The following is a 16,202-nucleotide window of genomic DNA, read 5'->3' as shown; positions in this document are numbered from 1 at the left end:
TTTTTAAATTAAGCTGCTTGATTTCGGTTCTTTTTAACATGAACAAGAACTGGTGCAGATGAAAGTAAAATGATTAATAGAACTGCACTTATAATAAAGGAAGGAACCATGTACCAAGCATTATATACTAATGAATAAAGTGAAACTGGAGTTCCTTTTGGAGCGTAAGAACCATAGAACACAATTCCAGCAATAAAATGGCAGATGAAACGAGCTAACGAGCCGATAAAAGTTCCTAAAATGATATAAGCTGCTGCACTTTTTTTATTATCATTTGCTAAACTATTTTTTATTTGTTTATAGACAAGACCAGCTAACCCGAGACTTGTAAATGCGACAATATAGTCTAAAAATACTTGGATTGGATGAACAAAATATAACTTAGTAACGATTTGTAATGCTGCTAATAATAAGCCAGTAATTAAACCTTGTTTTAATCCCCAACGAAAAGCAATTAGAAAAACTGGAATCATTGATAATGATACAGAGCCACCTTGAGGTGCAGTAAATAATGGTAAAAAATCAAAAATGATTGCTAGTGCTGCACACATCGCTATTTCTGTCATTAATTGAATCTTTGATGTCTTCATATATATTTCCCCCTTTATCTAGTGGACAACTTATGTAGTGAAACACTTTGTAAGTAATGATGATTGAGCGACTAGTCGCACACATTTTGTATTGTCTAGTTTCAGCGCTTTTCCCTTTCTGATGGCAGGGCAAAAGCGAGCCGCTTCCACATTTCGTAATAGGGAGAGATAAATAAAAAAAGCAATACTGGGTAGCATGATGATCCCGGCGTTGCTTTCATCGTGCCACATCCCTACGTTAGTACTAACTAACAGGTTCAGAGGGTAAGAATAGCTAATCTATTCACTCTCAGCCAAATGGCTCCCCTTGTGGTTTTAGCTTACATTTAGTTGTCTTTACTAAATATAGTCAAGGTCATTTGAAAATACAATTAATTTATCATAAAAATTTTAAAAATTTGGGTACTGCTAATGGAATCTGTGTAAGAATCGCGAAAAACATTAACAGGTATAACTTTTTAGATAATCATTAAAATTATTTTTAAAAAATGAGTGTAATCATAGCTATTATGTAAAAAATAAGCATTATAACTTTTATCTTATTTATACTGGTCATAAATTATTCACAATGGCTTGCTTTTCATTTTAAAATTTACCGTGTAGAATGAATACGAAAGAAACAGCTAAATTTTGGCAGAAAGTGTAAATAATTTGAAGGAGACATTGAGATGATTCAAGTATTATTTGTCTGTTTAGGTAACATTTGTCGATCGCCAATGGCTGAGGCTGTTTTTCGTCATTTAGTGACAGAAAAAGGGTTAGATAAACAATTTATGATAGACTCAGCTGGTACTGGAGATTGGCATTTAGGTCACCCTCCTCATAAGGGAACACAAGGTTTATTGGGTGAAAAAGGTATAACTTGCGAAGGTATGAAAGCTCGAAAAGTGACAGAAAATGACTTTAAATATTTTAGTTATATTGTTGCTATGGATGCACAGAATAAAGAGGATTTAATGAATTTAGCAAGAAATAATTGTATAGGAGAGATTTCACTACTTTCAGATTATGTTCCAGCATCAATGTGGAAGGAAGTGCCTGATCCATATTATACGGGTAATTTTAATGAAGTATATGACATCATTACAGAAGGATGCTCTCATTTACTTCAGCATATTTTAAAGCAACACCAATTAACAGTTTAGAGGAGGATGTAGAATGTCAAAACGTAACAAAGCTTTACGCAATATTCTAGTCGGAGTCGCAATTGGTGCAGGAGTTACTCTACTTAACAAGGAAAATCGTGAGAAAATCTCACGTAAAGGAAGAAGCGTAACAAACAAATTAAATCAAATTAAAGAAGATCCAGAAATCGTAAAAGGTGCTGTTCGAAATCAATTGAGAGTAGTACAAAGCTCAGTTGAGAAATTAGAAGGCAATGTACAGCTTGTAAAAGATAAATGGATCGAAATTAAAGATTCAACATTAAATAAGTTTGATAAAGGCTCTTCTAAAGTATCAGAAAAAGCAGTTGAAGCTGTTGAAGAGAAAATTGAAGATTCAATCGATTTAGAAGAAGGCAAATCACAAATTTCAGCGACTTCACTTGAGGTAAACCATGAAAATGAATCTTCTGAAACTGACGAGCAGTTAGAAGCTACTCTTGAAGGTATTGAAGATTTAACTGATGAAAATGCAGATGAAGTACAAGAGAAAGTAGAATCAATTTTATTGGCAGGTAATACATCTAAAGAATAACAATTGAAGGTGTCAATTTGATTAAGAAAAAGAATTCTATTGTAGCATTTGTTTGGGATTTAGTGAAAAAGTGTATGGAAGACGAAATAGTATCTCGTTCAGCAGAGCTAGCATATTACTTAATGCTATCTCTTTTTCCATTTCTACTTGTTCTAACTCAAGTCGTAACCTATTTACCGCTTTCTACTGATCAAATATTGTCATTCTTGAGTCAATATGCTCCGCCAGATGCTATGGCTATTATACGAAGTAACTTGCAGTTAATAATCGGGCAATCACATGGTGGAGTTTTATCAGTAGGGTTAATTGCAACTATTTGGGCTGCGTCCAATGGGATTAATGCAATCATCCGAGCACTAAACGATGCGTATGATGTAGAGGATAAACGGAATTATTTTGTTACAAGAGGAGTTTCAATTCTTTTAACAATTATTATGATTTTTGTAATTGTCTTTGCATTATTAATACCAGTGTTCGGGAAAGTAATTGCTAAGTCTGTATTTCAATTTTTAGATATATCTCAGGATTTCTTATATACATGGAGCTTAATTCGCTGGTCACTAAGCTTTGTGATTCTAATGATTGTATTTACTGTTCTATATTCCATTGGACCGAGTAAAGTAGTTCACATTAAAAAGGTGTTTTTTGGTTCATTATTTGCAACATTTGGATGGATCATTTCTTCATTTGGATTTGCTTTTTACGTTGATAACTTTGGTAATTACACAAGTCATTACGGTAGTTTAGGTGGAATTATTGTCTTGATGATTTGGTTTTTTATTTCAGCAATGGTTGTGATTATTGGTGGAGAGCTTAATGCACTAATAAAGCAAAGACAGTATGGTAAGCACAAAGCAAAACCAAAATTAATTGACCCTAATAATCCAAATCCAAAATAATTTCTTCTATAATATAAATGGAGTTTTCTTCCATGAGTAGTCTTATTTTAGAGAGGTAAACTAAAAAAGACTTCAAAAAGGGAGGAACTTTAAAATGAGTAATAATAAGAAAAACCATAATGATAAATCCAATAAGAAACAAAAAAGTAGCTCTCATCCAAAGGGCAAAACTAGCGGTTCGGCAAACGGACATAATGATTACCATTAATTTATAAACTGACTAAAATAGTTGCTTTTCCTGCTAAAAAGCTCATTACAGTTCAGTTTAGAAGAAAAAGCATCGTACAATTTTGTACGATGCTTTTTTTTAATCTCTTAATAATCTTAATGAATTAAGAATAACTAAAATTGTACTTCCTTCGTGACCGATTACTCCGTATGGTAAATCAATGATTTGTAGGAAATTCGAGCAGATCAGGAATGCTATTACGCTTAGTGAAAAGATAATATTTTGTTTTACGATCCTGTTCATGCGTTTAGATAAAGTGATTGCTTTTGATATTTTTGTTAAATCGTTTTTCATCAAAACGACATCTGCAGTTTCTAAAGCAACTCCAGTTCCTCCACCCATTGCAATTCCTACATTTGCAGTTGCTAAAGCAGGGGCATCGTTTATACCATCACCAACCATTGCAACTTGACCATAGTTGTCTTTTAGCTTTTTAACAATCGAAACTTTCTCATCAGGTAAGCAAGATGCAAAGTATTCATTGATTTCACTTTCGGCAGCAATTGCTTTGGCCGTTTGTTCAGAGTCACCTGTAATCATGACTGTCTTAACACCTAATTTATTTAAAGTAGATAAGGCTTGTTTTGATTCGTTACGAACTAAATCTTTTAATGAGAAAATCGCAACAACTTTATCTTGAGTACCTACATAAACAATTGTATTTCCTTCTTGTTCCCATTTTTGTTCAAAATGAATTAGCGGATTTTGTTTCATTGTTACGAATTCTTTTTTACCTACTCTATACTCAGATCCATTTAAAATCGCTGATACTCCGAAACCAGGATGGTCATCAATTTGTTCAAATGAAGAAGATACTGTGATTCCTTGTTTCGTAGCGTATTCAACAATTGCTGAAGCTAGAGGATGAGTTGAGTATCTTTCAATTGAAGCAACGATCGATAATAACTCTGTACGATCAAAATCTTCTATTTTCTCAAAACCAGTTACTTCTGGCTTACCAATCGTTAAAGTACCAGTTTTATCGAATGCGATTGCTTTTAATACACCTAATCGCTCTAAATGAATACCGCCTTTAACAAGAATTCCCGACTTTGCTCCATTCGAGATTGCAGATAAAACAGCTGGTGTAATCGATGCTACTAATGCACAAGGTGATGCAACAACTAGTAAAATCATTGCTCGATAAAATGTTGTTGTCCATGACCAATCTAATGCAAAATGCGGTAAAAACATCATGAATACTACGGCAATTAATACTCCTTTAACATAAACACCTTCAAATTTTTCAATGAATTGTTGAGAAGGTGTTTGTTCACTTTGAGCTGTTTGAACAAGATTAATGATTTTTTGGAAAAGAGTCTCATCACTATGTTTCGTAATTTCTACTACTAGTGTTCCTTTAATGTTGATTGTTCCTGCAAACACTTCATCATTTAAGTTTTTAACAACTGGAATTGATTCGCCTGTAAGAGCAGCTTCATCTACTAATGTTTCGCCCTTAACGATCTGACCATCAGCAGGAATACGTTCTCCAGCTTTAATTAAAATATAATCACCAATGTTTAAACTTTTAATGCTGACAACTTCTTCAACTTCATCAACTAATCGAATTGCTGTTTGTGGCTGAAGAGATAATAATGAAGAAATCTCTTTATTTGTTTTATTTAACGTATATGTTTCGAGTGCGCCGCTTAATGCAAATATGAAAATCAGTACTGCCCCTTCAGTCCAATATCCAATTGCAGCTGAACCAACTGCCGCAATAATCATTAGCATTTCAACGTTTAGTTCCTTTTCAGCAATCGTATCTTCAATACCTTCCTTTGCCTTTGCATATCCTCCAATACAAAATGCTAAAACATATAAAATGATCGACATGATTGAATTATCGTTTTTAACGAATGAAGCAATTAGAATTAATACACCAGAAACTAATGCAGCAATTAATTCTCCATGTTTTGAAAGAAATGATGTAGATTCTACATGGTCGGCTTCATAAGTAGCATGAATCGTAGTAACTTTTGGACTTGCTTCCATAATAAATACCCCTTTCTTTTTTTCAATTGAGAAAAATAATCAAATTCACTATCCTTATAAAACGACGAAAGCTGCCGTCCTAGGACAGCAGCGTACATTTTATAAGACCTTACTATTTATTTAATCTCTTAGTTGTGTAGTTCACAGATTTCTTAATTAAAATAATTCTTATTAAATATATATTACCACATTACTTTAAATGTGTAGAAAAAAATTTACTTTTAGATTAAAAATTTTTTAATGAATGTGATCGAGTTGTGAAAATAGAGGTACGGGTGGGCAGACATGACTTCAGTCCGCTTATTTAATTTTAACGGTTCTTTTGATTAATAAATTTTCTGATGTTCATTAAAGAATTTTAAGCTTCCAACCGATATTTATACAGTAAGGACATTAAATACATATTTGTTACTACATTAAATCCTAGTTTATCTATTTCAAATTCAAAAAAGTATAGCAAATATAAATAAAAATAAAAAGCTGGTGGAGATTTTGAAAAAAAAAATTATACAATCGATTGCAATTATAGGATCTGTTTCATGTATTAATTCTATGGATCTATTAGAAGCGGATGCAGAAACTACAATTACAAATCAACCTAAAGAATTGATTTCATACGTGGATCACTATATCTCAACAGGGGACGGCGTACGTATTCGTTCAGGGGCAGGAACGAATTATCGTATTTTAGGAAGCGTAAATAAGAATGCTAAATTAGATGTCATATCTTCCTCAAATGGTTGGTACAAGATTACTTATCAAGGAAGAACCGGATATATAAGCGGCAGTTATGTTCAAAAACAAAGAAAAATTGAAGATGAAGAACCAGTATCAAATACGAGTAAATATATTGTAACTGGAGCTACAGTAAATATTCGCTCAGGAGCGGGAACGAATTACAATATAATAGGTAGTGCGATAAAAGATCAGAAATTAGACGTTATTTCAACTTCAAATGGTTGGCACAAGATCATCTTTCAAAGAAAAACCGCTTATATAAGTGCTGGATATACTAAAAAAGAAATTGATCATTCAAATGATTCGACATACAATGAGCAAAATATGATTTCTTTTGCAAAACAATTTTTAGGAGTTCCTTACAAATGGGCAGGAGTATCTCCTACGGGTTTTGATTGCAGTGGTTTTATTTATTATGTCCTTAAGGAAAATGGTAAGCCGTATGGAAGAACAAATGTATCGGGTTATTGGCATAACAATACCTTATTCCAAAAAGTAACAACTTCACAGCCCGGTGATTTGATATTTTTTCAAAATACATATACGTATGGACCATCACACATGGGCATTATGATAAATAAAAATGAATTTATTCAAGCTGGTAGCAGTACCGGCGTTACGATTTCCAATATAAATGACTCATATTGGAAAAATCATTTTTTAGGGTATAAGCGATTAAAATCATAATTTAAAATCTCATATAAAGATTTCCAACAATTGTCTTTAACTTCAGGCCAATCTTAAAATCAAACAGATAGAAGGAATGTCCTATAGATGATAGAATAAACTGTATTCTATAGAGAGAAAAAGGCTTATGGAGGGAAACAATGTCTGCAAAGAGATTTTTTACACATCCTTTGGGAGTGATTGCATCAGCGGTTATTACAACTTTTTTATGGGGAAGCGCATTTCCGTTTATTAAGCTAAGTTATGAGCACTTGCATATTGGGAAGAATGAGATTTGGAAACAAATGATTTTTGCGGGTTATCGTTTCTTTTTGGCCTCATTATTAATTTTAATATTTTTTACGATAATCGGTAGAAAGTTAACTTTTAAGCGAGATACTTTTTTTGTAGTAGGAAAAGTAGGTCTGTTTCAAACATTTTTACAATATGTGTTGTTTTATATTGGATTGAGTTTTTCAACTGGAGTCCAAGGCTCAATTATTGCTGGAACGACTTCGTTTTTTCAACTTTTAGCAGCGCATTTTATGTATAAAAATGATCGGTTAAATTTGCGTAAGATTCTTGGTGTAACGGTAGGGTTTGCTGGTGTAATTATCGTGAATATTACAAAGGGCACTCTTTCTTTACATTTAGGAATTGGTGAGATTTTATTATTGTTTGCAATGGCGTTTGGTGGCTATGGTAATGTACTTGCTAAGGAAGCTGCAAAGAAAGTCGATGTTGCCTATTTAACGGCATATCAAATGATGATCGGTTCAATTGGATTGTTATTAATTGGTGGATTAACGGCAGGGTTTTTACCGTTTCACTTTGATTTAAAAACGTTTGGCATGCTAGTTTATTTATCGGTGCTTTCATCTGTAGGTTTCATACTGTGGAACAATGTCATGAAATATAACCAGGTTGGAAAAGTATCAATGTACTTATTCTTAGTTCCTGTTTTTGGTGTTATTTTATCATCAATCATGCTGAATGAAGTGTTATCTTATCTTGTGTTTATTGGTTTAATAATGGTTACGTCAGGTATTATTATTGTGAATTATCAAAAGGATCAACGAAGCACTCATATGAAGAGTGCATCTTGACTTAGAATAGAATGCATCCCGAATAAAAGCAACTCTACTTTTTAATAATAAGGTAGAGTTGCTTTTTTTTTATAGATCGTTATGAAGGGAGGTACATAGTTGTCAAAGTTTGATAAAGCAATGAATAAAGAAGTTGAAACAGTTGTAGATGATGCTACTGACTTTAAGGTCTCCTATCGAAAGAAACGTAGAAATAGTGGAAGTTTTATCGTATTTGTTGGTCCAGCATTTCTAGTATTTGCAGCTTTAGTACTTATTCCATTTTTAATGGGTCTTTATTATTCCTTTACAAATTGGAATGGGGTAGTCGGAAATATCCATTATGTCGGTTTTGATAATTATAAGTACATATTTACGCAAGATGCAGACTTTAAACAGTCTTTTATTATTACCACAAAGTATACGTTTTTTGCAGTAATCTTAACGAATTTGATTGGCTTTGGCTTAGCCCTATTAGTTACGAAGGGGCTCAAATCAAGAAATATCCTTAGAACGATTTTCTTTTTACCTAACTTAATAGGTGGGTTATTACTCGGTTTTATTTGGCAATTCATTTTTAATAAAGGTCTCACTTCATTAGGAGCTGCGCTAGGTATCGATTCTCTAATGCAGTCATTATTAGGTACTGCAAACGGAGCGTTTTGGGCAATTATTATTGTAGCTATTTGGCAAGGTGCAGGATATATCATGATTATTTATGTAGCGGCACTCCAAGGTGTACCTCAGGAATTGATTGAAGCAGCTCAAGTTGACGGCGCAGATCGTTTTACGACTTTAAGGAAAATCATCATTCCAATGGTAGCACCAGCTGTAACTGTTTGTTTATTTTTAACAATCTCATGGTCGTTCAAAGTATTTGATCAAAATTTATCACTTACTGGTGGTGGACCATTTAAATCGACCGAAATGCTTGCGTTAAACATTTATACAGAAGCATTTGTAAACAATCGATACGGATTAGGAGAAGCAAAAGCTATTGTCTTCTTCGTCGTTGTAGCAGCTATTTCAATTCTCCAAGTTTATTTAACGAAGAAAAGGGAGGTTGAAGCATAGTGGAAAATGAACGCTATACCGGACTGACGTTTTTGCTTGAGCTATTTGGGATCATTTTAGCGATATTTTTCCTTGTACCTTTCTACTATGTATTAGGAAACTCGTTTAAATCTTTTGCAGATATTTTGCAAAATACATCATCGCTACCAAAATCCTTAGATTTTACAAATTACTCCCAAGCGATTGCCGTCATGGATTTCTGGAGAGCTTTATTGAATTCTTTAATTGTAACAGTAGCCAGTAATGTGTTGATCGTTTTATTTTGCTCAATGGCAGCTTATAAGCTCGTTCGCACAAGGCATAAAATTTCAACGATTATTTTCTTTATTTTTGTTGCAACAATGGTAATTCCTTTCCAATCAATTATGATTCCACTTGTTAAAGTTGGAAGTACACTTCATTTAATGAATAGTCATTATGGACTTGTTGTTATGTATTTAGCGTTTGGCTCAGCACTTTCTATCTTTCTCTATCACGGTTTTATAAAAGGTATTCCAATTGAGCTTGAAGAAGCAGCGATTATTGATGGATGTTCACCATATATGGTTTTTTGGAAAGTGGTGTTTCCTCTATTAAAACCGATTACCGTAACAATTGTTATATTGAATACTTTATGGATTTGGAATGATTTCTTGTTACCATCTCTAGTTTTGCGTGATGAAGAGCTCCGTACAATACCCCTAGCTACTTTTTACTTTTTTGGCGCGTATACGAAACAATGGAATTTAGCACTTGCGGGATTAGTTTTAGGCATTATGCCATTATTGATCTTTTTCTTCGCTGCCCAAAAGCAAATTATTCGTGGTATTACAAGTGGCTCAATAAAGTAAGTTAAAGGAGGATCATATGAATAAAAAATTTTTTAAGTCGATAGCTGTTTTATCAACTAGTATGTTGTTGTTTACTGGATGTAATAATAAAAAAGAAGAAACAAAAAAACCTGGTGCTGGTGAAAAAATTACATTAAATATTTTTCAATTTAAAGCTGAAATTGCAAAAGATCTAGAGGCTTTAGCAAAGGAATATCAAAAGGAAAATAAAAATGTAACGGTAAAGGTTCAAACAGTGGGTGGGGGTGCCGATTATGGAGCAGCATTAAAAGCTCAATTTGCATCAGGAAATGAACCGGATATTTTCAATAATGGTGGATACCAAGAGGCTGTTACTTGGAAGGATAAACTCGAGGACCTGTCAGATCAAGATTGGGTAAAGGATTTATATCCGGAAACAGAAAAACCGATGACAGTTGATGGCAAATTACTCGGAATGCCTATGAACACGGAAGGTTATGGATTCATTTACAATAAAGACTTATTTGATAAAGCTGGAATAACCCAATTGCCAAAAACATTAACTGAATTAGATGCAACAGCAAAAAAATTAAAAGACGCTGGCATTACACCATTTTCAGTTGGCTATGGTGAGTGGTGGATTTTAGGTATTCATTTATTAAATATTCCATTCGCACAACAACCTGACCCAGATAAATTTATCGCCGATTTAAATGCAGGGAAAGTAAAAATACCTGATAATGATAAATTTAAGGAGTTTATAAAATTATTTGATTTAACGATTAAATATGGAAATAAAAATCCATTAACAACGGATTACAATACACAAGTTACAAATTTTGCATCTGGAAAAACAGCTATGATGCAACAAGGAAACTGGACACAAGGTATGATTGATGGCATTACACCAAATATGAAACTTGGTCTTCTACCAATGCCGATTAATGATGACAAAAATGCAATGGATAAAATCCCTGTAGGTGTACCTAATAACTGGGTAGTTAACAAAAATTCAAAAAACAAAGAAGAAGCGAAGAAGTTTTTAAACTGGATGGTTTCCTCTGATACAGGCAAAAAATATATCGTTGAAAAGTTTAAATTTATTCCAGCAGTGAAAACAATTGAAGGAAAAGGCTTAGGCCCAATTGCTGATGATATTCAAAAGTACTCAGCTGAAGGCAAAGTACTTTCTTGGAACTGGTTTAAGTATCCAAACGGAGCAACAAATGAATTCGGTGCTTCAATGCAAGCATATGTTGGAGGACAAAAAAATCCACAGCAATTACTACAATCACTTCAGGATACTTGGGATAAGTTAAAGAAACAGTAGAATAGTGAAAACCAAGGCGAACCTTATTTCGAAATAATTTCGAATGAGGTTTGTCTTTTTTGTATGCATTTTTAAACCTTTTGTTTGTTGAAGATTTATCAATTGGAAGATTTTATGTGATGAACTTAATTAATTATCGTGATATAGTAATTATCGTTGCGAATATAAATGAAATTCCTGAGTTTAACCTAGATCAATAGATTAATAGTAAGGGAGAGTAATCAAATATGAAAAAATCGATTAAAAATGTTATTTTATCAACTGCGATTGTCATTTCTTTAGGAACAGTAGTTGGACCAGCTAATGCTGCTTCTGTTGTTTATAAAGTTAAAAAAGGGGACACGCTTTACAAAATTTCAAAAACATATAAAACAACTGTTACAGAGCTTAAAAAGCAGAATAAATTAAAATCGAATTCAATTCGAATTGGACAAAAATTAATTATTCCTACCAAATATAAAGTTGCTACAAAAAAGCCAGCTACAAAAACGATTAGTCCCGTGAAGCTTCCAGCAAGTGAATCAGTAAAAAAGATGGCATTAGAAATCACTTCATGGTATGAAACATCATCATCTGAAGCTGATGCATTTGGTGCAACAAGTGGTAATTTCGATGGAGCAGGATTATCTTTTGGCGCACTTCAAGAAAACTTTGGAACAGAAACTTTACAACCAATAATGAAAAATATGTTCGCAAATCATAATGATGTTGTCTTAAAAGCTTTTAATGGAGATACGGATTCTTATAATACATTTAAAGATGTCATTATGAACAAATCGACAAAAGAACAGGTAGCTTGGGGAGATTCAATAAGTGACCCTAATAATAAATACCAAGTTGTAGAGCCTTGGAAGACTTATTTTAAAAATCTAGGTATGAGTAAAGAATGTATTGATGAACAAATTAATGCTTCAAAATGGTACTTCGATCAAACAGAAAAGTATTACAAAACATTCGGATTATGGACAAAAAGAGGATATGCACTAATGTTTGATATATTTGTTCAAAGTGGTGCGATATCGGATAAAACGACAAATTTAATATTAAATGACTTTAAAAAAATTGATACAAAAAACATGACAAAAGAACAAATCGAAACGAAAAAAATGAATATTATCGTAAATCGTCGTGCTGCAGATGTAAATAAACAATGGAGAGAAACTTGGAAATCTAGAAAATCAGTAATTGCGAACGGCAGCGGAACAGTTGTTGGTTATGGAGATTTCTTTGATGTAACTCCGTATGGTGCGACGTTAACACATGTTAATAAATAAGTTATTTGATGAGGGAGTCCGAGATTTTGGACTTCCTTTTTTATTTGTTCACTGATTATCTTTCAATTTTTTTAAAAGAAATATGTGATTTGATTTTTTTATGGGAATATTAAAAAAGAAGTATACACTAGCTTTTGGATAAAATAATTTCATAGGAGAGATTAGTTGTGCATTGGTATTTAAAAGTATTAAAAAATTATGTAGGATTTCATGGTAGAGCGAGTCGAACTGAATTTTGGATGTTCTTCTTGATTAATGCAATTATTACTTTTTTACTTAGTTTATTAGATAACTTTGCAAATACAGATAACATGATTTCAGGAATTTATGGTTTGCTTACTTTGCTACCACTAATTGCAGTCGGTGTTCGCAGATTACATGATATTGGTAAAAGTGGTTGGTGGTATTTAATTAGTTTAATTCCGTTTATAGGAACAATTATTTTATTAATACTTGCTTGTTTTAAAAGTGAAGATCACGAGAATCGTTTTGGACCAGTTCCAAGATAAGATTAAAATTAATAATGTTCATTGGGTATTAGGAAAAGACTTAAATGTATTACTTCTTAAATAAATTGATCTTTGAAATTTTATACCCAATGTATGTCCCTATCGTATTTAAAATAACATCATCTATATCTGAGGTTCTAAAAGACATCATAAATTGGACAACTTCTATGCTTATGGATAAAAATAAGCCAATCAGTATAATTTTTTTTGATCTCTTAATGGATGTCAAAATAAACCCAAATGGTACAAAAAGAATGATGTTTCCAAAGATATTAACGATAAATTGTTTAATGCTGCTAAACTCATTAAACAGTTTGATTAATGGGATTAAATTTAATCCACCCTCAGAAACACCTATTCCTAAAGAAGCGACTGGAAAAAATGTAAACCTAAAAATAAACAAAAGTGAAAAAATTAACAGTAAATATTTTATGAAAATAGGTTTCAAAATAAATCTCCCAAAAAATGTTTTAATTAATAATAAGTTATTATACATTAATAATTTTAAATTTCCTCAATAAACTGTTCATTAAATGATGATCGCTTTGGCCCAGCACCGAAATAATCTAAGCTTAATACCCGCCTATTTTTAGGCGGTTTTTTGTGTTAATTCAAAATTGATTGTCCTATTATTAAAAATTAATAATGTTACATGGGTATTAAGAATAGACTTAAATGTACCGTATTTACTTCTTAGGAGGGATCCATCGTGGAATGGTATTTAAAAGTATTAAAGAATTACGTAGTATTCAGCGGAAGAGCTAGAAGAACAGAGTATTGGATGTTTTTCCTGTTTAATGCCATTATCACTATTATACTTTCGATTTTACAAAGCATTGCGGATATCGATAATATATTAACTGGAATTTACGGACTTTTGACGATATTGCCATCTTTAGCAGTAGGGGCCCGCAGATTACATGATTCAGGTAGAAGTGGCTGGTGGCTGTTAATTGGAATCATTCCGTTTATTGGTACGATTATTCTTATAGTTTTCTTCTGTTTGGATAGTGAAGAGGGAGATAATCGATTTGGGGCGAATCCTAAGTATTAGCGATAGGTTATAAAGAGTATGACCGCCTTGTTAAAGGCGGTTTTTTAGTGTTCATAGGATTGTAAAATTTATAAAAAAAAGGTTGTTCATAAGTCAGTTACTCTGACTTATGGACAACTCTTTCTCTTTTTTCACAAGCTGTTTTGATAAGCGTATCAAACAGACGCTGCATTGTTTCGTGTTTCTCGCTCATTGATTCTGGATGCCACTGGACCGCCACCAAATGTGGATCGTCACTTCCTTCGATTGCTTCAATTATCCCGTCATTTGATCGTGCGGTGATTACCAGACCGTCACCAAGTTCATCAATTGCCTGATGGTGCAGGGAGTTCACTTTGATCTCATTTGTGCCAATGATCTCATGCAACTTGCTTTCTCTAATTGATACAGTGTGAAAAGGGAGGGAGCGCGGAACTGTCTGCTCATGTCGCATCATGTGCGAGCAATGTGTTTCGATATCTTGAATGAGCGTCCCACCACATGCGACATTAATAAGTTGCAGTCCACGGCACACACCAAAGATTGGTTTTCCTGTTTTTCGAACGGCGTGAAATAAAGTGAGCTCAAATTCATCGCGATCGGTTTTAAAAAAGCCGATTTTCGGATGTGGATCTTGCCCGAAAAAGACCGGGTCCAAGTCTTCACCCCCACTGAAAATGAACCCGTCACAAAGATTTACATAGCAATTGATTGCATCTGGATCGCTAATTGTGGGTAGTAGAAGTGGAATGCCACCACCACGTTCAATGGCTTGGTGGTAATCCTGGTGGATATACACTCCTTCCATATTATTGTTATGTTTCACATAGGATGTTGTAATCCCGATGATTGGTTTTGTCATGTTTTTTCATCCTTTCGATTTCGTTACAACACTTTATCTAAAAATGCACGAAGTCGTTGGCTTTTCGCCCCACCAAAAATAGCTATTGGTATGTCGTCTTCTTCGATTGTACCATTATGTAAAAATAAAATTCGGTCGGCTACTTCTTTCGCAAAGCCCATTTCGTGCGTCACAATAATCATCGTCATACCTTCGTTAGCGAGTTTACGCATTACGGTTAGAACCTCTCCAACCGTTTCAGGATCAAGCGCACTCGTTGGTTCATCAAATAGCATTACTTTTGGGTTCATGGCCAGTGCCCGTGCAATAGCTACTCGTTGCTGCTGTCCACCGGATAAACTGCGTGGATAAGTATCCTTTTTCTCAACGAGATCTACTTTTGCTAAGTATTCAAGGGCCAGTCTTTCAGCTTCCGATTTATCCATTTTTTTGATGTGACAAAGTGCGAGTGTGATATTTTCAAGCACCGTTTTGTGTGGAAATAAATTAAATTGCTGAAATACCATACCCATTTGTTGGCGCGTTTTGGTCATGTCATGATTAGGAGCGGTTATTAGCTCTCCTTCAAAAAACACGTCTCCTTTTGTCGGGATTTCTAATTGATTGATACAACGGAGTAGTGTCGATTTCCCTGACCCTGACGCTCCAATTAAACACACCACTTGTCCTTTTGGAATCGTTAGATTGATATTTCTTAACACGACGTTTTCACCAAATGCTTTTTCGATGTCTTTTAATACAATCATCATTTCAGGATTCTCCTTTCGACGGTTTCAGCGAACATATTCATCGAAGTTACCATGACCCAGTACATCAAGGAAATTACGAATAAATAGGCAAAAATCTCGAAGTTATTCGAATACTTAATTTGTGCACTGTACATGAGCTCAACAATGCTGATGACTGCTAGTAATGAAGTATCTTTTAAGGTCGTACTAAATTGATTTAAAAAAGCTGGAATCATTCGTTTCACCGCTTGTGGCAAGATGACAAGACGAAACGTTTGTGCATTCGTAAATCCAATGGCGCGACTTGCTTCTTCTTGCCCCTTATCAATCGATTGAATCCCTGCTTTAAATACCTCGGACAAATAGGCACCACCATTGACAGATAAGGCTAGTGACCCAACTACCATTGCTGGTAGTCCACCTTTAAATAAGAGTGGGAAAATCGCGAAATACAAAAAGATGACTTGTACATACAGAGGAGTTCCGCGGATGATACTTACATATACTCGTGTGATATTTGTTAACACCCGATTCCCACTAATGGCAAATACACCGAACATTAAACCTAAAATAGTTGCGAAAAATAGCGCGATGATCGCAATTTCGATCGTATGAAGGGCACCATCTAGCAAAAATGGCATGTCATCCCAAACCAATTCAAAACCTCTCATATTTTCACTCCTTATTCAATTGATGTG

Annotated in this window: 17 protein-coding genes and 1 riboswitch; of the genes, 11 read left to right on the top strand and 6 right to left on the bottom strand. The window is 33.8% G+C overall.

The window, feature by feature from the left end:
* Positions 1–8: 8 nt before the first annotated feature.
* Entirely contained in the window at positions 9–590 is a 582-nt protein-coding gene (gene thiT, locus COE53_RS13840; protein WP_098948290.1) for an energy-coupled thiamine transporter ThiT, read from the bottom strand.
* Between the two features lie 213 nt (positions 591–803).
* Positions 804–908, bottom strand: a riboswitch (TPP riboswitch).
* A 350-nt stretch (positions 909–1,258) separates the two neighbouring features.
* On the opposite strand from thiT, the gene COE53_RS13835 reads away from it, so the two are divergent.
* The 3 genes from COE53_RS13835 to COE53_RS13825 are packed head-to-tail and all read left to right on the top strand — an operon-like array spanning position 1,259 to position 3,187.
* Complete coding sequence (locus COE53_RS13835; RefSeq protein WP_025568569.1) at positions 1,259–1,735, top strand: low molecular weight protein-tyrosine-phosphatase; 477 nt, start codon at positions 1,259–1,261, stop codon at positions 1,733–1,735.
* A gap of 13 nt (positions 1,736–1,748) precedes the next feature.
* Positions 1,749–2,288: a hypothetical protein gene (locus COE53_RS13830; protein ID WP_098948289.1), complete on the top strand. Its 540-nt coding sequence runs from the start codon at positions 1,749–1,751 to the stop codon at positions 2,286–2,288.
* Positions 2,289–2,305: 17 nt separating this feature from the next.
* Positions 2,306–3,187, top strand: a complete 882-nt coding sequence (locus COE53_RS13825; protein WP_254664549.1) for a YihY/virulence factor BrkB family protein — start codon at positions 2,306–2,308, stop codon at positions 3,185–3,187.
* A gap of 307 nt (positions 3,188–3,494) precedes the next feature.
* Here COE53_RS13825 and COE53_RS13820 read toward each other — a convergent pair whose 3' ends face one another.
* Positions 3,495–5,414, bottom strand: coding sequence for a heavy metal translocating P-type ATPase (locus COE53_RS13820; protein ID WP_069032752.1), 1,920 nt, complete (start codon positions 5,412–5,414; stop codon positions 3,495–3,497).
* A gap of 492 nt (positions 5,415–5,906) precedes the next feature.
* On the opposite strand from COE53_RS13820, the gene COE53_RS13815 reads away from it, so the two are divergent.
* From COE53_RS13815 to COE53_RS13785, 7 genes are all read left to right on the top strand, one after another.
* Positions 5,907–6,839, top strand: a complete 933-nt coding sequence (locus COE53_RS13815) for a C40 family peptidase (RefSeq protein ID WP_098948288.1) — start codon at positions 5,907–5,909, stop codon at positions 6,837–6,839.
* Positions 6,840–6,979: 140 nt separating this feature from the next.
* Positions 6,980–7,924, top strand: coding sequence for a DMT family transporter (locus COE53_RS13810; protein ID WP_025568574.1), 945 nt, complete (start codon positions 6,980–6,982; stop codon positions 7,922–7,924).
* A gap of 120 nt (positions 7,925–8,044) precedes the next feature.
* Entirely contained in the window at positions 8,045–8,977 is a 933-nt protein-coding gene (locus COE53_RS13805; protein ID WP_029715291.1) for a carbohydrate ABC transporter permease, read from the top strand.
* Positions 8,977–9,807, top strand: coding sequence for a carbohydrate ABC transporter permease (locus COE53_RS13800; protein WP_098948287.1), 831 nt, complete (start codon positions 8,977–8,979; stop codon positions 9,805–9,807). The genes COE53_RS13805 and COE53_RS13800 overlap by 1 nt, the downstream gene beginning before the upstream one ends.
* A gap of 16 nt (positions 9,808–9,823) precedes the next feature.
* Positions 9,824–11,098 (top strand): ABC transporter substrate-binding protein, encoded by a 1,275-nt coding sequence (locus COE53_RS13795; RefSeq protein WP_098948286.1) that lies wholly within the window; start codon positions 9,824–9,826, stop codon positions 11,096–11,098.
* Positions 11,099–11,325: 227 nt separating this feature from the next.
* Entirely contained in the window at positions 11,326–12,372 is a 1,047-nt protein-coding gene (locus COE53_RS13790; RefSeq protein WP_098948285.1) for a LysM peptidoglycan-binding domain-containing protein, read from the top strand.
* 167 nt (positions 12,373–12,539) lie between these two features.
* Positions 12,540–12,881 (top strand): DUF805 domain-containing protein, encoded by a 342-nt coding sequence (locus COE53_RS13785; protein WP_098948284.1) that lies wholly within the window; start codon positions 12,540–12,542, stop codon positions 12,879–12,881.
* Positions 12,882–12,930: 49 nt separating this feature from the next.
* Here COE53_RS13785 and COE53_RS24495 read toward each other — a convergent pair whose 3' ends face one another.
* Positions 12,931–13,377: a VanZ family protein gene (locus COE53_RS24495; RefSeq protein ID WP_098948283.1), complete on the bottom strand. Its 447-nt coding sequence runs from the start codon at positions 13,375–13,377 to the stop codon at positions 12,931–12,933.
* Positions 13,378–13,590: 213 nt separating this feature from the next.
* Between COE53_RS24495 and COE53_RS13775 the strand changes: the two genes are divergently transcribed.
* Positions 13,591–13,935 carry a DUF805 domain-containing protein gene (locus tag COE53_RS13775; RefSeq protein WP_069032759.1) on the top strand — a complete coding sequence of 115 codons (345 nt, stop codon included), beginning with the start codon at positions 13,591–13,593 and terminating at the stop codon, positions 13,933–13,935.
* A 97-nt stretch (positions 13,936–14,032) separates the two neighbouring features.
* On the opposite strand, the gene COE53_RS13770 is transcribed toward COE53_RS13775, so the two are convergent.
* Genes COE53_RS13770 through COE53_RS13760 form a run of 3 tightly spaced genes read right to left on the bottom strand, consistent with a single transcriptional unit; the run spans position 14,033 to position 16,175 of the window.
* A complete protein-coding gene (locus tag COE53_RS13770) occupies positions 14,033–14,776 on the bottom strand; it encodes a gamma-glutamyl-gamma-aminobutyrate hydrolase family protein (protein ID WP_098948282.1) in 744 nt (247 codons plus the stop codon).
* 23 nt (positions 14,777–14,799) lie between these two features.
* Positions 14,800–15,522, bottom strand: a complete 723-nt coding sequence (locus COE53_RS13765; RefSeq protein ID WP_069032795.1) for an amino acid ABC transporter ATP-binding protein — start codon at positions 15,520–15,522, stop codon at positions 14,800–14,802.
* Positions 15,522–16,175: an amino acid ABC transporter permease gene (locus COE53_RS13760; RefSeq protein WP_098948281.1), complete on the bottom strand. Its 654-nt coding sequence runs from the start codon at positions 16,173–16,175 to the stop codon at positions 15,522–15,524. Before COE53_RS13760 ends, COE53_RS13765 begins: the two co-directional genes overlap by 1 nt.
* Positions 16,176–16,202 lie beyond the last annotated feature (27 nt).

Source organism: Bacillus sp. AFS029533, from assembly GCF_002585125.1.
Taxonomy (GTDB): Bacteria; Bacillota; Bacilli; order Bacillales; family Bacillaceae_G; genus Gottfriedia; species Gottfriedia luciferensis_B.
The sequence above is the reverse complement of the archived record's forward strand: the minus strand, read 5'-3'. Positions and strand labels throughout refer to the sequence as shown.